This is a genomic window from Bacillus nitratireducens (assembly GCF_001884135.1).
GTDB classification, from domain to species: domain Bacteria; phylum Bacillota; class Bacilli; order Bacillales; family Bacillaceae_G; genus Bacillus_A; species Bacillus_A nitratireducens.
The window spans coordinates 60,787-80,421 of sequence record NZ_MAOC01000085.1; the positions used below are offsets into that span (position 1 = coordinate 60,787).

The 19,635-nt window shown below is 36.6% G+C and carries 21 protein-coding genes and 1 other annotated feature; all 21 genes read left to right on the top strand.

All coding sequences use genetic code 11. The features are described 5' to 3' along the window. The first annotated feature begins 141 nt into the window (after window positions 1-141). The 21 genes from BAU23_RS23290 (at window position 142) to pheA (ending at window position 19,603) form a co-directional block, all read left to right on the top strand. Window positions 142-717 carry a Maf family protein gene (locus BAU23_RS23290; RefSeq protein ID WP_000720484.1) on the top strand — a complete coding sequence of 192 codons (576 nt, stop codon included), beginning with the start codon at window positions 142-144 and terminating at the stop codon, window positions 715-717. 50 nt (window positions 718-767) lie between these two features. Next, entirely contained in the window at window positions 768-1,445 is a 678-nt protein-coding gene (gene radC, locus BAU23_RS23295; RefSeq protein ID WP_001013387.1) for a DNA repair protein RadC, read from the top strand. A gap of 158 nt (window positions 1,446-1,603) precedes the next feature. Further along, entirely contained in the window at window positions 1,604-2,623 is a 1,020-nt protein-coding gene (gene mreB / locus BAU23_RS23300) for a cell shape-determining protein MreB (RefSeq protein WP_000466737.1), read from the top strand. Window positions 2,624-2,664: 41 nt separating this feature from the next. Further along, complete coding sequence (gene mreC, locus BAU23_RS23305; RefSeq protein ID WP_001135478.1) at window positions 2,665-3,516, top strand: rod shape-determining protein MreC; 852 nt, start codon at window positions 2,665-2,667, stop codon at window positions 3,514-3,516. A gap of 14 nt (window positions 3,517-3,530) precedes the next feature. Next, entirely contained in the window at window positions 3,531-4,076 is a 546-nt protein-coding gene (mreD, locus tag BAU23_RS23310) for a rod shape-determining protein MreD (RefSeq protein WP_000978711.1), read from the top strand. A gap of 35 nt (window positions 4,077-4,111) precedes the next feature. Further along, window positions 4,112-4,798, top strand: coding sequence for a septum site-determining protein MinC (minC, locus tag BAU23_RS23315; RefSeq protein WP_000391519.1), 687 nt, complete (start codon window positions 4,112-4,114; stop codon window positions 4,796-4,798). A gap of 2 nt (window positions 4,799-4,800) precedes the next feature. After that, window positions 4,801-5,598: a septum site-determining protein MinD gene (gene minD, locus BAU23_RS23320; RefSeq protein ID WP_000503308.1), complete on the top strand. Its 798-nt coding sequence runs from the start codon at window positions 4,801-4,803 to the stop codon at window positions 5,596-5,598. A gap of 133 nt (window positions 5,599-5,731) precedes the next feature. Further along, a complete protein-coding gene (locus BAU23_RS23325; RefSeq protein WP_000797479.1) occupies window positions 5,732-6,478 on the top strand; it encodes a M23 family metallopeptidase in 747 nt (248 codons plus the stop codon). Continuing rightward, entirely contained in the window at window positions 6,471-7,331 is an 861-nt protein-coding gene (locus BAU23_RS23330; protein WP_000599065.1) for a M50 family metallopeptidase, read from the top strand. Before BAU23_RS23325 ends, BAU23_RS23330 begins: the two co-directional genes overlap by 8 nt. Window positions 7,332-7,451: 120 nt before the next feature. After that, window positions 7,452-8,861, top strand: a complete 1,410-nt coding sequence (locus BAU23_RS23335; RefSeq protein WP_071735224.1) for an Rne/Rng family ribonuclease — start codon at window positions 7,452-7,454, stop codon at window positions 8,859-8,861. A gap of 77 nt (window positions 8,862-8,938) precedes the next feature. Continuing rightward, window positions 8,939-9,016 (top strand) — a sequence feature (ribosomal protein L21 leader region). Window positions 9,017-9,030: 14 nt separating this feature from the next. Beyond that, window positions 9,031-9,339, top strand: a complete 309-nt coding sequence (gene rplU, locus BAU23_RS23340) for a 50S ribosomal protein L21 (protein ID WP_000270907.1) — start codon at window positions 9,031-9,033, stop codon at window positions 9,337-9,339. A gap of 11 nt (window positions 9,340-9,350) precedes the next feature. Further along, window positions 9,351-9,695 (top strand): ribosomal-processing cysteine protease Prp, encoded by a 345-nt coding sequence (locus BAU23_RS23345; RefSeq protein ID WP_002079593.1) that lies wholly within the window; start codon window positions 9,351-9,353, stop codon window positions 9,693-9,695. A gap of 3 nt (window positions 9,696-9,698) precedes the next feature. Next, window positions 9,699-9,989: a 50S ribosomal protein L27 gene (gene rpmA, locus BAU23_RS23350; protein ID WP_000944957.1), complete on the top strand. Its 291-nt coding sequence runs from the start codon at window positions 9,699-9,701 to the stop codon at window positions 9,987-9,989. 63 nt (window positions 9,990-10,052) lie between these two features. Next, the gene (locus BAU23_RS23355) at window positions 10,053-10,601 is read left to right on the top strand and encodes a sporulation initiation phosphotransferase B (RefSeq protein WP_001003577.1); all 549 of its coding nucleotides are present in this window, start codon (window positions 10,053-10,055) and stop codon (window positions 10,599-10,601) included. Then, window positions 10,601-11,884, top strand: coding sequence for a GTPase ObgE (gene obgE / locus BAU23_RS23360; RefSeq protein ID WP_000497118.1), 1,284 nt, complete (start codon window positions 10,601-10,603; stop codon window positions 11,882-11,884). The genes BAU23_RS23355 and obgE overlap by 1 nt, the downstream gene beginning before the upstream one ends. 261 nt (window positions 11,885-12,145) lie before the next feature. After that, window positions 12,146-12,853 (top strand): response regulator transcription factor, encoded by a 708-nt coding sequence (locus BAU23_RS23365; RefSeq protein ID WP_000276713.1) that lies wholly within the window; start codon window positions 12,146-12,148, stop codon window positions 12,851-12,853. After that, window positions 12,843-13,925: a HAMP domain-containing histidine kinase gene (locus BAU23_RS23370; protein WP_000865397.1), complete on the top strand. Its 1,083-nt coding sequence runs from the start codon at window positions 12,843-12,845 to the stop codon at window positions 13,923-13,925. Before BAU23_RS23365 ends, BAU23_RS23370 begins: the two co-directional genes overlap by 11 nt. Window positions 13,926-14,018: 93 nt before the next feature. Then, window positions 14,019-14,795 (top strand): ABC transporter ATP-binding protein, encoded by a 777-nt coding sequence (locus BAU23_RS23375; RefSeq protein ID WP_000114521.1) that lies wholly within the window; start codon window positions 14,019-14,021, stop codon window positions 14,793-14,795. Beyond that, entirely contained in the window at window positions 14,770-16,692 is a 1,923-nt protein-coding gene (locus BAU23_RS23380) for an ABC transporter permease (RefSeq protein WP_001011394.1), read from the top strand. Before BAU23_RS23375 ends, BAU23_RS23380 begins: the two co-directional genes overlap by 26 nt. 49 nt (window positions 16,693-16,741) lie before the next feature. Next, complete coding sequence (locus BAU23_RS23385) at window positions 16,742-18,655, top strand: ABC transporter permease (RefSeq protein ID WP_001026377.1); 1,914 nt, start codon at window positions 16,742-16,744, stop codon at window positions 18,653-18,655. Between the two features lie 96 nt (window positions 18,656-18,751). After that, window positions 18,752-19,603 carry a prephenate dehydratase gene (pheA, locus tag BAU23_RS23390; RefSeq protein WP_000621706.1) on the top strand — a complete coding sequence of 284 codons (852 nt, stop codon included), beginning with the start codon at window positions 18,752-18,754 and terminating at the stop codon, window positions 19,601-19,603. The last annotated feature ends 32 nt before the right edge of the window (window positions 19,604-19,635 follow it).

A 19,635-nucleotide genomic window follows, 5' to 3' on the forward strand; every position in this document is an offset into this window, starting at 1 on the left:
TTTGTGGGCGGAGTATAATCGTATTAAAAAAATGTTGTTTTGTTTAGAGAAAATGATATTTCTCTAATTTGTGGGGAAACTATTCTTTTGATACGATTGATAGGAATTGTTCTGCTTCATATGAGAAAGGAAGGAGAAAACATGAAAAAAATTATTTTAGCTTCAGGATCACCTCGGAGGAAGGAACTGCTTGAATTAGCTGATGTGCCATTTGAAGTTGTTGTTAGTGAAGTAGATGAGACGATTGGTGCATATTCATCACCTTCTGATATTGTTATGTCGCTTGCTTTACAAAAAGCATCTGCCGTAGCAGAAAATTATAGTGATGATATTGTGTTAGGTGCAGATACAATTGTTACATATGAGTCACGTATTCTTGGAAAGCCGTCTAATGAGGCTGAGGCGAAAGAAATGTTACAATTATTATCAGGGAAAACACATGAAGTATATACTGGTGTTGCGATTATATCAAAAGAGAAAACGGTAACTTTTTATGAGCGTACAGAAGTGACGTTTTGGGAATTAACAGAAGATGAAATTGACGCATACGTTGCATCGAAGGAACCACTTGATAAAGCAGGAAGTTATGGGATCCAAGGGAAAGGATCTATTTTTGTTCAGCACATTCAAGGGGATTATTATAGTGTAGTAGGCTTGCCAATTGCACGTCTTGTTCGTGAATTAAAACAGTTTGGTAGCGATGTAACCCATGCGTAAAAATTGCATGGGGTTTTCTTTGAGAGAGCTAATAAAAAAGAGGTGAAGAAATGAACGGGATTCGTGATGTTGTGAAAGAGGAACAGCCACGGGAGCGTTTATTGTTGGAGGGAACTGGAAGTTTATCGAATCGAGAGCTTCTTGCAGTGTTACTCAGAACAGGTTCTAAAGAAGATACAGTTTTAACGTTATCAGATAAAATTTTACACCATTTTGATGGTTTACGAATGTTGAAAGACGCAACATTAGAAGAGCTGATAAGCATTCATGGTGTTGGGATTGCAAAAGCATCGCAACTTATGGCTGCTTTTGAATTAGGGAGAAGAATGGTTCGTTTAGAATATCGAAATAGATATAGCATTCGAAGCCCGGAAGATTGTGCGAGTTATATGATGGAAGAGATGCGTTTTTTACAGCAGGAGCATTTTGTGTGTTTATATTTGAATACGAAAAATCAAGTTATACATAGGCAAACAATTTTTATTGGAAGTTTAAATACGTCGATTGTGCATCCGAGGGAAGTTTTTAAAGAAGCATTTCGTCGTGCAGCAGCCTCTATAATATGTCTTCATAACCATCCCTCAGGAGATCCGGCGCCGAGCCGAGAAGATATTGAAGTAACAAAACGTTTAGTAGAATGCGGCCAGATTATCGGAATTGAAGTGCTCGATCATATTATAATAGGCGACCATAAATTCGTGAGTTTAAAGGAAAAAGGTCATATTTAAGACTATGCTTTTTACTTATTTTGTTTTATAATGTGATTTATGAGTTTTTTGTAGAAATTTATCTACAAAAAGGATACAGATATAAAAAAACGTACTGTTTTTATCATATAAAGTAAGAAAAAATGAGTCCGTGAAAACAAGAAAGGAAGATAAATAATATGTTTGGATTTGGTGGCTTTACTCGCGATCTTGGAATAGATTTAGGAACTGCGAACACGCTTGTATATGTAAAAGGAAAAGGTGTAGTTTTACGTGAACCTTCAGTAGTAGCGTTACAAACTGATACGAAACAAATCGTTGCTGTAGGTAGCGATGCAAAACAAATGATTGGTCGTACACCAGGAAACGTTGTGGCACTTCGCCCGATGAAAGACGGTGTAATTGCTGATTACGAAACGACAGCAACAATGATGAAATATTACATTCAACAAGCTCAAAAATCAAATGGATTCTTCTCACGTAAGCCTTACGTAATGGTATGTGTACCGTCTGGTATTACAGCTGTAGAAAGACGTGCAGTAATCGATGCGACTCGTCAAGCGGGTGCTCGTGACGCTTATCCAATTGAAGAACCATTTGCAGCAGCAATTGGTGCGAACTTACCTGTTTGGGAACCAACTGGTAGTATGGTTGTTGATATCGGTGGCGGTACAACAGAAGTTGCAATCATTTCTTTAGGTGGTATTGTAACAAGTCAATCAGTTCGTGTTGCTGGTGATGATATGGACGATTCAATCATTCAGTACATTAAGAAAAGCTATAACTTAATGATTGGTGAAAGAACAGCTGAAGCATTAAAATTAGAAATCGGTTCTGCAGGCGAGCCAGAAGGTATCGAGCCTATGGAAATTCGCGGTCGTGATTTAGTAAGTGGTTTACCAAAAACAGTACTAATTCAACCAGAAGAAATTGCAGATGCATTAAAAGATACAGTAGATGCAATTGTAGAATCTGTTAAAAATACGTTAGAGAAAACTCCACCTGAATTAGCGGCAGACATCATGGACCGTGGTATCGTATTAACAGGTGGCGGGGCATTACTACGTAACTTAGATAAAGTTATTAGTGAAGAAACAAATATGCCAGTTCTTGTTGCAGAAGACCCATTAGATTGCGTAGCAATTGGAACGGGTAAAGCATTAGACAATATCGATCTTTTCAAAACCGCTGCTCGATAATATTGCAAAATAAAAATCAGTAAAATTAAGAGGGTGTGAACGTGCCACAGTTTTTCTTAAACAAAAGATTAATTGTTTTGTTAGTTAGTATTATTCTTCTCGTGGCATTGATTGGAATCTCATTGAAAGAACGGAATAGTTTGACATGGCCAGAGCAGTTTGTTAAAGATACTGTCGGTGTTGTAGAGCGTGTATTCCAAAAGCCAGCGAAATACGTAGCTGGATTCTTTGAAAATGTGGAAGATGTAAAGCGCACGTATGAAGAGAATAAAGAATTAAAAGCAAAATTAGATAATTATGCAGAACTATCAGGAAAAGTAAAACAATTAGAAGATGATAAAAAGAAACTACAAGAGTTAACTGGTAAAGCAGCGTTAAATAGCGGTTATACTGAAATTCCAGCTACTGTTGTTTCTCGTAATCCCGACAAATGGTACGATCTAGTTGGAATTGATAAAGGGGCACAGCAAGGAATTAAAAAAGATATGGCTGTAATAACTTCACAAGGTTTAGTTGGACGAGTGAAAAGTGTATCTCAGTTTACATCATCAGTAGAGTTACTAAGCTCTATGAGCCGAACAAATCGTGTTTCTGCTATCGTACAAGGTGATGAGAAAATCTTTGGATTGATTGAAGGTTACGACAAAGAAAAGCACTTACTTCTTTTCACAAAGATTGGCTCTGATGCGCCAGTAGCAAAAGATCAATTAGTTGTAACATCTGGACTTGGTGATATTTTCCCGAAAGGTCTTGTAATCGGAAAAATCGTTGATGTTCAGCCTGATCCATACGGTTTAACAAAAACAGCTTATGTAAAACCTGCTGCTGATTTAAATGACGTAGAGCATATTACGGTTGTCAAACGTGACACGCCTTCGGCGCCGTTAGAATAGGAGGGGAAGAAGAGATGATGAAGGTTTTAAAAAGAGCAGCTCTTCCTCTTTTGCTCCTTTTTGTTTTTTTATTTGAAAATATGTTCTCTACTGTTGTTCCAACAGACGTCTTTTGGAAAGACAGTATAGCAGCACCGCATTTCTTTATAATTGTGTTATGTTTTATTACAGTGTACTATGGTCTGGTTCAAGGAATTTACTACGGACTATTATTTGGTTTCTTATTTGATACCGTATACACAGAACTTGTTGGTATATATATATTTGCTTATCCAATTTTGACATATTTAGTTTATAGTGCGATGAAGGTATTGCAATTGAATTTATTTATTGTTGTTTCTATCGTATTAGCTAGCATTGCAGCATTAGAGTATTATGTGTATGGATTTTTAACTTTGTTAGGGCGTACTCACATGTCGGCGTATGTCTTTTTCACCGATCGTCTCCTTGCTACTTTATTGCTAAATGGAATTTTCTTATTGATAGTTTGTTTCCCACTGAGACGATATTTAGTGCGTCTTTCAAAAGCGATGGAAGAAAAAGAAAAAAGGATTTTCTAATTTTATGTCGAATTGAATCGGTGGGGTGAACTTTAGTGGAAGAAAAAAAGCAACAAAATGTAACGATAAAAGGGACAAAAGATGGAATAACACTTCATTTAGATGATTGCTGTTCATTCTCTGAACTATTAAAAGAATTGGATGAAAAGCTTTCTACACATTACTATGATGGTGACGGACGTTCTTTGATTGAAGTGCGTGTTAAAGTAGGAAATCGTTATTTAACAGAAGTACAACAAGAAGAGATTCGTACGTTAATTCGCAATAAGAAGAACCTTGTTGTGGAATCAATTGATAGTGATGTTATAACAAAAGCAGAAGCAATAGCTTGGAAAGAAGAAACAGAAATTGTCCCTATTTCCAAAATTGTTCGCTCTGGACAAGTGTTACATGTAAAAGGAAATTTATTATTAATTGGAGATGTTAATCCAGGCGGAACGGTTATCGCTGGGGGGAATATTTTTGTCGTGGGATCATTAAGAGGGATTGCACATGCGGGGTATGATGGAGATTCAGAAGCTGTGATTGCTGCATCTATTATGAACCCTATGCAACTCCGAATTAGTGATGTGACAATGCGGGCTCCGGAAGAGAAAGAGGACGGAGCGGAGGCGGCCGAATGTGCGTATATTAATGAGAACAATCACATTGTTGTCGATCGCCTGCAACTTCTCACTCATCTTAGACCTAATTTAACAAAGTTAGAAAGGGGAATTGTATAGCTGTGGGAGAGGCAATAGTAATTACATCTGGAAAAGGCGGCGTAGGTAAAACTACAACGTCTGCGAACATTGGTACAGCCCTTGCGTTATCTGGAAAGAAAGTGTGCTTAATTGATACAGATATCGGTTTACGCAATTTAGACGTAGTAATGGGGCTGGAAAATCGTATTGTATTTGATCTTGTTGATGTCGTTGAAGGGCGTTGTCGTTTACCTCAGGCTCTTATTAAAGATAAGCGTTTTGATGATCTTTATTTATTACCTGCAGCACAAACGAGCGATAAATCAGCGGTAACACCTGAACAAATGGATGAATTAATACAAGTATTACGTCAAGATTATGATTACATATTAATTGATTGTCCTGCGGGGATTGAGCAGGGATTTAAAAATGCTGTAGCAGGTGCGGATAAAGCAATCGTTGTAACAACACCAGAGGTATCCTCAATGCGTGATGCAGATCGTATTATCGGGCTTTTAGAGAAAGAGGATATTGAACCACCGAAACTTGTCATTAACCGTGTGCGTAGTCATATGCTTCATGAACAGGATATGTTAGATGTTGATGAAATCGTACGTACATTGTCAATCGAGCTTCTCGGTGTTGTCGAAGATGATGATGAAGTTATTCGTGCTACGAATACAGGCGAACCTGTAGCGTTGCAACCGAGCGGAAAAGCAGCAATAGCTTATCGCAACATTGCAAGACGTTTGTTAGGTGAGAATGTGCCATTACAAGCATTTGAACAAGAAAAAGTATCGGTATTTACAAAGATGAAAAATTTCTTTGGAATTCGTTAAAAGCACTTCGCATAAATGCGGAGTGCTTTCTTTTTTCTTCGCATGAATATCTTTCTTCTATAACTCATACATATGTACAAACTGTATATAACTGTTTCTATTTGAATAAGGCTCACTAAAGAAAGGAGACAGTATGAAGAATAGACGTGTGGAAGAAATTAAAAAGCGGATTGCGAAAAGGAAAGAAGAGCAAGAAAGGATGGAGGAAGATCAGTATTTTGCTGGAGGGGACTTTGATAGTGACACGGTATTTATTGAAGAAGGAGAGAAGGAAATTCACCCTCTATTTCGAAAAGAAGTTTTTCTCTTCAAAGTTTTGTTATCAGTAATATTAGTTCTCTCAGTTGCTATTTTATTTAAGAATGCACCTTCTTCTTTTGATGGTACTAGAGCTGTCACAGAAAAAGTTATGCAAGAAGAATTTCAATTTGCTACTATATCAAAATGGTATGAAAAGCAGTTTGGAAAACCTCTCGTTTTCTTTTCTCCAAATGAGAAAAAAGAAAAGGCTATTCAGCAAAAGGATTATGCGATTCCTGCCTCTGGAAAAGTGATGCAAGGGTTTCAAAAAAATGGCCAAGGTGTATTTGTACAAACGGCTACAAATGCAACGGTTGAGTCAGTAAATGAAGGTGTAGTTGTTTTTGCGGGCAAGAAAGAGGAACTTGGAAATACAGTTCAAATTCAACACGCTGATGGCACGGAGTCTTGGTATGGAAATTTAAACGATATGTCAGTGAAGTTGTATGATTACGTTTCGAAAGAACAAAAAATCGGAACGGTGAATAGTGACGAAAATAATAAAAACGGTAAATTTTATTTCGCGATGAAAAAGAATGAAAAATTTATTGATCCTATTCAGGTGATTTCATTTGATTAAATATAGAGATGTTTTAACGAAAATTACAGTGCATCCATTGTTTTGGGTTATTATCGTTATTGGTATTTTTACAGCACGTTTTAAAGAGTTACTATTACTATTTTGTATCGTTTTAGTTCATGAACTGGGGCATGCTTTTGCAGCTGCATATTATAATTGGCGTATTAAACAAATTCAGCTTTTGCCGTTTGGTGGCGTAGCTGAGATGGAGGAACATGGGAATAAATCATTAAAAGAAGAATTGATTGTCGTTATGGCAGGACCGATTCAGCATATATGGATGATTGCGGTCGCCTATATTTTGCATCAAGCGGGCTGGGTAACTGATGATTTGTACCATTTCTTTGTATGGAATAATGTCATTATCTTAGGATTTAATTTATTGCCTATTTGGCCACTTGATGGCGGAAAAGTATTATTTAATGTATTATCATATCGTTTTCCATATTTACAAGCACATGAAAAGATGATGAAATTGTCATGTGTTTTTTTTAGTGTAATATTAGGATGGCAGTTACTTTGGAATAGTAATAACATTATGATGTGGGTATTACTCGTTTTTCTAGCGATTTCTTTGTATCAAGAATGGAAACAAAGAAGGTACGCATTTATGCGTTTTTTATTAGAACGTTATTATGGGAATAAAAGAGATATTGAAAAGATCGCACCTATTGAGGTGCAAACAGAAGATCGCTTGTATACGATTTTCACAAAATTTCGTAGAGGATATAAACACTCTATTATCGTCCATGGAAAATATAAAGAGCATTACACATTGGACGAAAATGAATTGCTCTATGCGTATTTTGCTGAAAAACGAACAACCTCATCTGTTGAAGAATTAATTGGTTAGTGTTGACGACGACACTAACCTTTTACCCCGTAAACGCCCGATTGGTTCAACTAATAATCAGTGGGGGATGAACAAAACCCCCACTGATTAAAGTTTCACTTTATATTGTAAGGAAAAGAAATGAAAAGTGAGGAAAGCATTTTGAAGACGTTATATATAAACTACACTGGTTCGGAAAAGCGTGTTGCGATAGAAGAGAAACAAAAAATTGTCGAGCTTTTATGGAAAAGGAATGAAGAGCAAGAGATTGTCGGGCATATTTATGTTGGGCGTATCGTAAGAACAATTGCTGGAATGAACGCAGCCTTTGTAAATATCGGATTAGAAAAACATGCATATCTTTCATACGATGATGTACCATCTTCATATCGCATACATGAAGGACAGGCGATACTTGTACAAGTTGTGAAAGAAGCAATTGATACGAAAGGGCCAAAATTAACGGCGAATATAGAATTTACCGGAAAATATGTTGTTTACATGCCGTATGATGAAATGCGCGCTGTTTCTCGGAAAATAAAAAATAACAAAAGAAGACAACAGTTACTCGAAATTGAAGTGAAAGGTACGGGTGGATACATTTTCCGTTCTGCTTCTGAAAAAGGAACAATTGATGAGATACAAGCTGAAATGCAAGGGTTGCAGCAGTTATATGAAGAATTAAAAAGAAAAGAAGAGCAAGGAAAGGCGCCGTTACTACTTCATCGACCAGCGACGTTTTTAGATCGTGTATTTCAGGAGAACCCAATTGAAACGATTGAAAAAGTAGTTGTAGATACGAGAAGTGTAGTAAAAGAATTAGAAGAAAAAGTAGGGGAAGAAAGAGTATCCTTTTACAATGAAAAATCTTCGATGTTTAACCATTTTGGAATAGAGCGTGAAATCGAGAAAGCACTTCAAAAAATTGTGTGGCTACCAAATGGTGCGTATCTAATTGTAGAACAAATGGAGACGATGACTGTAATTGATGTGAATACAGGTAAATTTACTGGAAAACAAAATTTACAAGATACTGTACTTCGCACAAATGAAGCGGCTGCTGAAGAGATTGCTCGTCAATTAAGACTGCGTGATATTGGCGGTATGATATTAATTGATTTTATTAATATGAAAAGACGAGAAGATAAAGAGAAGGTAAGAGAGAGTTTAATGTTAGCTTTACAAGATGATCGTACATATACGAGAGTACTCGGATTTACGGAATTAGGAATTTTAGAGATGACGCGTAAACGTAAGAAACATTCTTTACGTGACGTAGTATTAGAAGAATGTGTACCTTGTAAAGCGACGGGATATGTCATGTCTTATGAAACAATTGCGTATGAGTTAGAGAGAGAACTAATTACATATGGCAATATAGAAGATGAAGCAGTATTGATCGCTGCACCGAAAATTTTGCAAAAGCATTTCCTACAAAAAGAATTACAAAAAAATCTTCCATTTGAAATTTATTTCAAAGATGATATTATCGAAAAGTACGCTATTATCCGATTTGGAAGTAAGAAAGAAATTGTAGAACGGAAAAAATAGTTAGTAGAACTTTCATTGACAATAGTCAATGAATTATGGTAACATCTTTATGTTATAGTTTATAGCACCTAAACGGCTATATGCTACAACCGCACAAAACAGGTTCCCTAAAGACATGTATGTCTACCTCGTTTTTGGCGAGTCTTAGTAATTAAGAGGAGGTGCAAGTATGTACGCAATTATCGAAACAGGTGGAAAACAAATTAAAGTTGAAGCTGGTCAAGCAATCTACATTGAAAAATTAGATGTTGAAGCTGGTGAAACTGTTACTTTTGACAAAGTTCTTTTCGTTGGTGGCGAAAACGTTAAAGTTGGTAGCCCAGTTGTAGAAGGCGCAACAGTGACTGCTAAAGTTGAAAAACAAGGTCGCGCTAAGAAAATCATCGTTTTCAAATACAAAGCGAAAAAGAACAATCGTAAGAAACAAGGTCATCGTCAACCTTACACTAAGCTAGTTGTTGAAGCTATCAACGCTTAATTCAGGTTAACATGATTAAAATTACGATAAGTCGCACGAAATTAGGAAGTATCCAATCATTTAAAATGACTGGACATGCCGATTATGCGCCACATGGACAAGACCTTGTCTGTGCTGGAACTACAGCGGTTGTGTTTGGTTCTATAAATGCAGTGGAAGAGCTTTGTAATGTGCAAGCAACTATTGAACTCGGAAGTGATGGCGGATTCTTAACGTATGAATTGCCTAATGATTTAGACGTTTATGCAGCAGAAAAAGCACAAACGCTTTTAGAAGGATTGGTTGTTTCGCTTAAGACGATCGAACTTGATTACGGAAAGTATATCCGTTTAATAGAAAAAGTGCAGGAGGTGTAACGTATGTTAAGATTAGATCTTCAGTTTTTCGCATCTAAGAAAGGTGTAGGTAGTACAAAGAACGGTCGTGACTCTCAGTCAAAACGTCTTGGTGCTAAACGCGCAGATGGTCAAACGGTTTCAGGTGGTTCAATTCTTTACCGTCAACGCGGTACAAAAATTTATCCAGGTGTTAACGTTGGTCGTGGTGGCGATGACACTTTATACGCGAAAGTTGACGGCGTAGTACGCTTTGAGCGTCTTGGCCGTGACCGCAAACAAGTGAGCGTATATCCTGTTGCTCAAGAAGCATAAGAACTCACGGAAAACTCTAACCTGAGTGCAGGTTAGAGTTTTTCTATATTAAGGGGTATCTAAATGAATGAAAAATGGACAATTATAGATGCGTTGCGTCATTCAAGACATGATTGGCTCAATCGTATGCAGATGGTGAAAGGAAACCTTTCCCTTGGAAAAGTGGAAGAGATTCATAGTCTCATCGATCGTTTTGTCCAAGAAGCGAGACAAGAATCCAATCTGATAGGGCTATCAATGCCTTTATTTTCAGAGTGGATTTTAACATATAATTGGAAACAGCAGCCGTGCTTATTGGAGTACGAAGTATTAGGGAAATTACATAACTTATCTCACTTAGATGAGATTGTATGTACATGGACGAATCAATTTTTCTCAATGCTTCAGCATAGTTTAGACGTATATGTTGAAAATTATGTTTGTATCACAATTGAATGTGACGCGGAGAATGCTCGTTTCTTTTTTGATTTTCGTGGTAAGCTAACGAGTGTAGAAGAACTACAGAATTGGCTTGCGAACCAAAACAATAAATGGTATTCCATTTCTTATACAGTACGAGACGAAGAAGTCTCAGTTATATTACAACCAATCGAAAAAAGTGTGGTGAAATAATGTTTGTAGATCAGGTCAAGATATATGTAAAAGGCGGCGACGGTGGTAACGGAATGGTTGCGTATCGTCGTGAGAAGTATGTACCTAAAGGTGGCCCAGCAGGTGGCGACGGTGGTAAAGGTGCAGATGTTGTTTTTGTTGTTGAGGAAGGCTTACGTACATTAATGGACTTCCGCTACCAACGTCATTTCAAAGCTGATCGTGGTCAGCACGGAATGAGTAAAGGTCAGCACGGTCGTAAATCTGAAGATTTAATCGTAAAGGTTCCACCGGGAACAATAGTAAAAGATGAAAAAACAGGTGAAATTCTTGCCGATTTAGTAACGCATGAACAAACAGCTGTAATCGCAAAAGGTGGCCGCGGTGGCCGTGGTAACTCACGTTTCGCAACACCGACGAACCCAGCGCCAGAAATCGCTGAGAACGGGGAACCAGGTCAAGAACGTGATGTCACGCTAGAACTTAAAGTACTAGCAGATGTTGGACTTGTTGGATTCCCGAGTGTAGGTAAATCTACATTATTATCTGTTGTATCATCAGCGCGTCCGAAAATTGCAGAGTATCACTTTACAACAATCGTTCCAAATCTTGGTGTTGTTGAAACTGGTGATAACCGCAGCTTCGTTATGGCTGACCTTCCTGGACTAATTGAAGGCGCACATGCCGGCGTCGGACTTGGACACCAATTCTTACGTCATATTGAGCGTACACGTGTAATCGTGCACGTTATCGATATGTCTGGTTTAGAAGGCCGTGAGCCATATGAAGATTATGTAACAATCAATAGTGAACTAAAAGAATACAATATGCGTTTAACTGAGCGTCCACAAGTTGTTGTTGCAAACAAAATGGATATGCCAGGTGCAGAAGAAAACTTACAAGCATTTAAAGAAAAATTGGGAGACGAAGTGAAAATTTTCCCAGTCTCAGCTGTAACGAAACAAGGTGTTCGTGACTTACTATTTGAAGTAGCGAACTTATTAGAAACAACACCAGAATTCCCAATGTACGATGATGTAGAAGAATCTGAAGCAAGTGTAATGTACAAATTTGAATCTGAATCTAATTTTGAAATTACACGCGAAAGTGATGGCACATTTGTTATTTCTGGTTATGATATTGAGAAAACATTCAAAATGACAGACTTCTCACGTGATGAATCTGTACGCCGATTTGCTCGTCAAATGCGTGGAATGGGTATTGATGAAGCCCTTCGTGCACGTGGTGCAGTAGACGGAGATATTGTAAAAATTCTTGAATATCAATTTGAATTTATCGATTAAGACTGCCGAAATATGGCGGTCTTTTTTTTATCCCGCTATTTGTGGGCAGTAAAACTCCCATTTCAAAATTCAGCTGGAGCAAAGAAGTTAGGTGGGAGCCTTACTGCCCGTAAACGCCAGATTGGAGAGGGCTGGTTAAAGTTTCACTTTACATCGTAAATGTCTGATTCATATAGGAAAAAATACCCACTAATTAAATTTTCAATTTATAATAGAACAAGGAGTGGTTTTGGAAGAATTTTTTATGGGGAGAAAATGAACATGTATAAAATATTAATTGTAGAAGACGATGAAAAAATCGCGGGAATACTAGAGGAGCATTTAGAAAGGTATGGCTATCAATCATTTAGAGCAAGTGATTTACGTCATATAAAAGATGAGTTCGTGAAAGTAAATCCTCATCTCGTATTACTGGATATTAATTTGCCATATTTTGATGGTTTTTATTGGTGTCGTCAAATCCGCAGTGTATCGAATGCACCAATTATTTTTGTTTCTGCAAGAACAGGGGAAATGGATCAAGTAATGGCGATCGAGAATGGCGGGGATGATTACATTACGAAGCCGTTCCATTTAGATATCGTAATGGCAAAGGTGAAAAGTGCACTTCGCCGTGGCTATGGTGAGTATGCCTCTGTTGCTGAGAGTGATTGTTTAGGTGTAAATGGACTGTTGTTATTTCCGTCCCAACACATTGTTGAGTGGCAGGGGCAACAAACGGAGCTGACAAAAAATGAATTTTACTTATTAGAGTGTTTAATGAAACAAGCAAATCAATATGTCACGCGCGAAGAACTGTTAGAAGCCCTGTGGGATGAGGTAGCTTTTGTTGATGATAATACATTAACCGTAAATGTAAAACGCGTAAGGAAGAAACTAGAGGAGCTAGGCATTAAAAATGCAATTGTAACGAAACGCGGATATGGTTATGCGCTTCTTACAGAGTGGGGAGAAGGGCATGAAGGTTAAAAATTACCTCATGGACCGCTTTTCTTTAATTCTTTCTTATATTGTTAGTCTTTGTTTATTTGGGCTCGTTTTGCAGTTGCAAAATCTTTTGGACAAAAAATCAATTGACTGGAGTACGTGGTTATATGGACTCTTATTAGGGACAGTTGTATTTACTGTATACCTCATTTACGATTACCGAAAACGGAGTGTGTTTTTAAAGAGGATCGAAAAGTATGTTACTGGCGGAAATACATTACATGACTCACTACTTATTGATACTTCTTATACGTCAGAGCAAGAGATGATTGTTGAATCGTTTACTCTATTGAGACAGCAATATATGAATGAAGTTCATAAACAACATGCGAAAGAACAACAGCAAATGATATTTATGAACCAATGGATTCATCAAATGAAAACACCAGTATCGGTTATAGAATTGCTATTACAGAAGTTTGGTAAGGAGCATCGTGAAGCAAGAGCAACAGTTGAAAGTATTCGCGAAGAAAATAATCGTATACTAAATGGTTTAGATTTAGCGTTACATATGGCAAGGTTAGAGCAATTTGCGAAAGATTATAAAGTAGAAGTAGTAAATGTAGTAGATATCATTCGAGGTATTATTAATGAAAATCGAAAATCCTTCATTCAATCGTCTGTATTTCCGAAAGTAATGTTTGATGAAGATACTTGTATGGTTGCATCTGATAGAAAATGGCTGAGTATTGCTATAGGACAAATTGTCGTAAATGCAATTAAGTATACGAAAATTTCAGAAGCAGAGAAAAAAGAAATTCAATTTCAAATTGAAGAGAAAGACCAAAAAGTGTTATTACATATTAAGGACAATGGAATTGGTATTCCAGAGCAAGATGTAAAGCGTATATTTGATCCATTCTTTACGGGAATAAATGGCCGTAAAACGAGAGAAGCAACTGGGATGGGTTTATATATTACGAAAGAAATTTGCGATAATTTACATCACGGTATTTATGTGCAATCGGCTGAAGGGGAAGGAACGACATTCACGTTCCAATTTGCAAAAGATGAAGAATATCATACATTAATGAGAAAAATGACAAAACTGTAAGATAACAAAACGTTTTGTAAGGGAAATCACTCGTTTCTTTTTCTTATTTTTCTTATAGTAAATGTAAGAAGAAAACACATAGGGGGATTAGAAATGAGTGTTCTTGAAGTAAAGGGATTAACAAAGGTGTACCAATCAAAAGGCTCAGTAGCGACGACTGCTTTACATGATATAAATTTTAAAATTGAAGAAGGCGAATTTGTAGGAATTATGGGTCCTTCAGGAAGCGGAAAAACAACGCTTTTAAATTTATTAGCAACAATTGATAAGCAAACTTCAGGTCATGTGCTTGTAAATGGTGAAGAAATTAATCAAATGCGTGCTGCAAAATTAGCGGAGTTTCGTCGTACACATTTAGGATTCATCTTCCAGGATTTTAACTTACTTGATACGTTATCGATTAAAGAAAATATCATTTTACCGCTTGTAATGGCGAAGAAGTCTGTAAAAGAAATTGATGCGAAAGTACTTGAAATTGCGAAGTTTTTAAACATCGAAGAAATTTTAAATAAAAAAGTATATGAAGTGTCAGGCGGACAACAACAACGTGCAGCAGCAGCGAGAGCAATCATTCATGAACCTACGCTAATTTTAGCAGATGAGCCGACTGGTAATTTAGATTCGAAGTCAGCAAAATCATTAATGGGTGCGTTGCAAGACTTACATGAGCAAAAGAAAGTGACAATTGCAATGGTAACGCATGATCCAGTAGCGGCTAGTTATTGCGAACGTATTCTTTTCATTCGCGATGGAGAAATTTTCTCAGAAATACATAAAGGAAGAACGAAACAAGCCTTTTTCCAAGAAATTCTGGACGTACTTGCGATGCTAGGAGGAGAATATCATGAACTTTCGCCAGCTCGCGCTTAATAACGTAAAAGGAAATTGGCGTAATTATAAAGCTTTCCTTATTAGTAGCTGTTTATCGATTGTCGTATTTTTCATGTATGCTTCCTTCATTTATCATCCAGATGTCGTAAGCGGTAATATTAGTATGAGGGATATGATCTCAAAAGGGCTAGAATCGATGAATTATATTGTAGTCATCTTCTCAGCACTCTTTATTTTATATGCAAATTCAACATTTTTACGAGCAAGAAAAAAAGAATTCGGTTTATTAACATTAATAGGCGGAACGAAATCTCAGCTCGGCCGAATGATTATATTAGAACAACTTATGTTAGGTAGTATTGCAATTGTAGTAGGTATCGGGATTGGAATGCTTTGCTCAAAACTATTTTTCCAAGCACTCAGTGTCTTACTAAAAGTTGATAAAACATTGCCGCTTGTGTGGAATGGAAAAGTAGTTCTTATTACAGCTGGTGTATACTTTATCCTGTTTTTAATTCTATCGTTGTTTAGTGTTTGGACAGTAGGGCGCTTGCAAATTATTGATTTATTAAGAGAAGCAAGAAAACAAAAAGTAGAGCCGTTTGCATTTACATGGTTAGGTGTAGTTGGTATAGGCTGCATTATTGCGGCGTATATACTTTGTTTCCAAGTAACAATTATGAATTTTATTATGTATTTCTTACCAATTGTAGGACTGACGATTGGCGGAACGTATTTACTATTTACGCAAGGTAGTACAGTCGTATTAAAAGCATTGCAAAAAAGAAAACAATCTTTTTATACGTATCCAAATATGTTTGTACTTAGCAATCTTATTTATAAAATGAAAGATAATGCTCGTTTTCTATTTGTCATTTCTATCATTACAGCTGTTGTTTCTTCAGCAGTCGGTACGCTTTATGTATATTTTGAAAATATGAGTGCGAAAACGATAGATCTTACGCCACATGCTATTTCATATGAGGAAAAGGGTATAAATACGCATATCATTATTGACGAGGAAAAAGTACAGGGATTATTAAAAAAGAACGGATTTGAAGATGCGCGAAAAATAACCTACGTAAAACTACCGGCAACACAGAAAATGACGTTTTTTAACAGTGAACATGAAGTGCCAACAGCGATTATTGCAGAGAAAGAATATAATGCGGAAGTACGTAAACAAAAAAGGGAAGAAGTTAGAGAAGTTCATAATGCACCAGGTAGTGCGACGATGATCATGAGTGATATGACAAATGATCTAGTGAAGATAGATCGTACGAAGCCATATGAAATTACAATTAATGGGCAAAAACAGTCTGTTCAGTTAAATGAACCAACTTCATATTCTGTTTTTAATGATGACGAATATCTTATTGTGAATGATCAAGATTTTGAGAAATATGCTAAGCTCGTACCAGATGAAGAAAAGACGAAATATTATGGGTATTATATTGAAGATTGGAAAAGTACCGAGAATCTTGTGCTAGATTTGAAAAAGGAAATTGCGCAGGAAAGGCAAGGAGAACTGAAAAATTCAGTGTTTGCTTATAAAGATATAAGAGAATCCGGAGCAATTACAATGTTCATCGGTTTCTTCGTAGCAGTACTGTTCTTCTTCTTCGCTTGTAGCATGACATACTTTAAATGGTTTAATGATAAAGAACAAGATCGTATTCAATTTAAATCATTAAAGAGAATCGGTATGACAGATAAAGAAATTCGTAAAATTGCAATTCGACAAATGGGTGTTATCTTTTTTATCCCAATTTTAATCGGTACAATTCATAGTGCATTTGCTCTTCATACGTTAGGGAAAATGCTTTATATCGATTTATGGAAATCAGGTGCAATTGTAATAGGGGCTTATATTTTAGCTTCTGCGATTTACTTTATGATTGCGCAAAGAGGATATTTAAAACACGTAAAAAGCTAGGGAAACCTCTAGCTTTTTGCCTATGTAGTAAGGTACAGGAGGACGATAGATGAACATTCGGCAACTGGTGCTGCAAAATATAAAGGGGAATTGGCGTAATTATAAAGTGTTTTTCTTAAGTAGTTGTTTTGCAATATTTGCGTCTTTTGCATATATGTCTGTCATTGTACATCCATACATGCAAGAGACGATGTGGTATCAAAATGTACGCTGGGGACTTATCATATGTAACATTATAATTATTTCTTTTTTCGTCGTATTTATTTTGTATTCTACTTCTATTTTCATAGAAGCACGTAAGAAAGAATTGGGATTATATATGTTAATGGGAGCGACGAAGTCCAACGTAATCGGAGTGATTATGACCGAGCAAATATTGATCGGGATTTTTGCTAATATTTTCGGTATTGGGCTTGGCATGATCTTTTTAAAGCTCTTCTTCATGGTGTTTAGTATGTTACTGGGGCTTCCGAAAGAACTCCCTGTCATATTTGACGTGAGAGCAATTGGGGTAACGTTTATTACATATATGGTCGTTTTTATTCTATTATCTTTTATCAGTGCTTTACGTATATGGAATATCAAAATCATCCGGTTATTAAAAGAGTTTCGAAGAGATAAACGAGAGAGGAAAACATCAAAGTGGCTTTGTTTATTTGGCTTTGCTTGTTTAGGAACGGGATATGCGTTAGCACTACAAGTGACGGTGGCAACGATAGGATTATACTTTTTCCCTGTGTCTATACTTGTCTTTTTCGGAACGTATTTTTCTTTTACACATGGTGTTAGCCAATTGTTAGAAATGATAAAACGAAATAAAAAGATTATGTATACATATCCTTATTTATTTATAGTAAACCAATTGTCACATCGAATGAAGGAAAATGGTCGCTTTTTCTTTCTGATGGCTATGGCAACGACGTTTGTAGTTACGGCAACAGGTACGGTATTTTTATATTTTTCTAGCATGCAAGATATGTGGCGTGGCGGAGGAGCACACTCTTTTTCGTACATAGAAAAGGGTACTTCTTCTCATGAAGTCTTTGAGGAAGGTACGGTTGAAAAATTACTGCATCAATATGGATATGATGATTTTCAAACTATGAGTTTTGTTGGAATGTATGCATCCTTTCAGTCCAATAAAGGAGAAACAACAATAGCGCCGCTTATAAAGGAAAGTGAATACAATCAAGAGGCGAGAAAACAAAAACAGAAAACGTATCATCCTAAAAAAGGAACAGTTACACTTGTTTATTATAATAAACGCAATTATCCGAATGTATATAATCAAAAAGAGATTCAATTGCACGTAATGAATCAAACGCATCAATTCGCATTTAACGGTCAAAAAGAAGGGGTACAATTTAACTATCACCCTTCATACATTAATGGTCTGTTTTTCGTCATGAATGATGAAGACTTTGATATTATATCAAATACAATTCCGGATTCTGAAAAAATGATATATAGAGGTTACACATTACCAAATATCGAAAATACGAAGGAATTAAACGCGGATTTACGGAAACATATGAAACAAGATACAAATGATGCATTTCGAAGTAATATGGAGTTATATGTGAATATGAAAGAGTTCGGTAATATTACTCTATTTGTAGGCTCATTCATTAGTATATTATTCTTTCTGACTTCATGTAGTATCGTATATTTTAAATGGTTTCATAATATTGCATCGGATCGTAAACAGTACGGGGCGCTCTCTAAACTTGGAATGACGAAGGAAGAAGTGTGGAAGATTTCTCGTTGGCAATTGTGTATGCTATTTTTTGCGCCAATTATAGTAGGAAGTATGCATAGTGCAGTTGCATTATATACGTTTCATAATACTGTCTTTATGGACGGTTCCTTAAGAAAAGTAGGTTTGTTTATTCTGTTTTATATCGCTGCATGCATTATGTATTTCTTCCTCGCTCAAAGAGAATATAGGAAACATTTAGACTAGCGAATGCTAGTCTTTTTTAAATATTCGAAATTTACATAGAAGAATATAAAAAAGTATGGTATAACAGTAAGAAAACGAAAAAGAGGGGAAAAGACGATGATTCGAGTAGGATATTTAGGACCAGAAGCAACTTTTACAAATATGGCGGTGAGTCGTTTTTTTCCGGAAGCAGAGCATGTACCGTATCGAACGATTCCAGATTGTATAGATGCAGCTGCAAATGAAAATGTGGACTTCGCAGTTGTACCGTTAGAAAATGCGATTGAGGGTTCAGTAAATATAACTGTCGATTACCTTGTACATGAGCAACCACTTTCTATTGTAGGAGAAATTACAGTACCGATTCAGCAACACTTACTTGTACATCCGCAGTATGCAGAAGTGTGGGAAGAAGTATATGCTGTACATTCTCATCCACATGCTATTGCACAGTGCCATAAATTTTTAAATGAGGAATTAAAAGGGGTAACCGTTCGCGATATGACATCAACAAGCGCTGCTGCGCAATATGTGAAAGAACATCCTGAAGAAAAAATCGCTGCCATTGCAAATGAAGCAGCTGCAGAAAAATACGGATTAACGATCGTAAGACGTAGCATTCATACGCATAAAAATAATCATACGCGCTTCCTAGTGCTCCATAAGAAAAAGAGAGCAGTACTCCCAAGCAACGGAGAAAATCGCGGGGAGAAAACGACGCTTATGATAACGTTACCTGCAGATTATGCAGGAGCGCTATATCAAGTGTTATCAGCTTTCGCATGGAGAAAATTAAACTTATCAAAAATCGAATCTCGCCCGATGAAAACGGGTCTTGGAAATTACTTTTTCTTAATCGATGTCGACAAAGCATACGATGACGTATTATTGCCAGGTGTAACGATGGAGCTTGAAGCACTCGGTTTTTCTGTTACTGTGCTAGGGAGTTATTCTTCTTATTGGTTGTAAGGGGAGTGTTTGTCGTATTTTGTAGTTAAGTC

What these genes read in the sequence shown, in the direction of transcription:
- BAU23_RS23290 (WP_000720484.1), top strand. Translation starts at nt 142, where the DNA reads ATGAAAAAAATTATTTTAGCTTCAGGATCACCTCGGAGGAAGGAACTG.
- radC (WP_001013387.1), top strand. Translation starts at nt 768, where the DNA reads ATGAACGGGATTCGTGATGTTGTGAAAGAGGAACAGCCACGGGAGCGT.
- mreB (WP_000466737.1), top strand. Translation starts at nt 1,604, where the DNA reads ATGTTTGGATTTGGTGGCTTTACTCGCGATCTTGGAATAGATTTAGGA.
- mreD (WP_000978711.1), top strand. Translation starts at nt 3,531, where the DNA reads ATGATGAAGGTTTTAAAAAGAGCAGCTCTTCCTCTTTTGCTCCTTTTT.
- BAU23_RS23325 (WP_000797479.1), top strand. Translation starts at nt 5,732, where the DNA reads ATGAAGAATAGACGTGTGGAAGAAATTAAAAAGCGGATTGCGAAAAGG.
- BAU23_RS23335 (WP_071735224.1), top strand. Translation starts at nt 7,452, where the DNA reads ATGAAAAGTGAGGAAAGCATTTTGAAGACGTTATATATAAACTACACT.
- rplU (WP_000270907.1), top strand. Translation starts at nt 9,031, where the DNA reads ATGTACGCAATTATCGAAACAGGTGGAAAACAAATTAAAGTTGAAGCT.
- BAU23_RS23345 (WP_002079593.1), top strand. Translation starts at nt 9,351, where the DNA reads ATGATTAAAATTACGATAAGTCGCACGAAATTAGGAAGTATCCAATCA.
- rpmA (WP_000944957.1), top strand. Translation starts at nt 9,699, where the DNA reads ATGTTAAGATTAGATCTTCAGTTTTTCGCATCTAAGAAAGGTGTAGGT.
- BAU23_RS23355 (WP_001003577.1), top strand. Translation starts at nt 10,053, where the DNA reads ATGAATGAAAAATGGACAATTATAGATGCGTTGCGTCATTCAAGACAT.
- obgE (WP_000497118.1), top strand. Translation starts at nt 10,601, where the DNA reads ATGTTTGTAGATCAGGTCAAGATATATGTAAAAGGCGGCGACGGTGGT.
- BAU23_RS23365 (WP_000276713.1), top strand. Translation starts at nt 12,146, where the DNA reads ATGTATAAAATATTAATTGTAGAAGACGATGAAAAAATCGCGGGAATA.
- BAU23_RS23370 (WP_000865397.1), top strand. Translation starts at nt 12,843, where the DNA reads ATGAAGGTTAAAAATTACCTCATGGACCGCTTTTCTTTAATTCTTTCT.
- BAU23_RS23375 (WP_000114521.1), top strand. Translation starts at nt 14,019, where the DNA reads ATGAGTGTTCTTGAAGTAAAGGGATTAACAAAGGTGTACCAATCAAAA.
- BAU23_RS23380 (WP_001011394.1), top strand. Translation starts at nt 14,770, where the DNA reads ATGAACTTTCGCCAGCTCGCGCTTAATAACGTAAAAGGAAATTGGCGT.
- BAU23_RS23385 (WP_001026377.1), top strand. Translation starts at nt 16,742, where the DNA reads ATGAACATTCGGCAACTGGTGCTGCAAAATATAAAGGGGAATTGGCGT.
- pheA (WP_000621706.1), top strand. Translation starts at nt 18,752, where the DNA reads ATGATTCGAGTAGGATATTTAGGACCAGAAGCAACTTTTACAAATATG.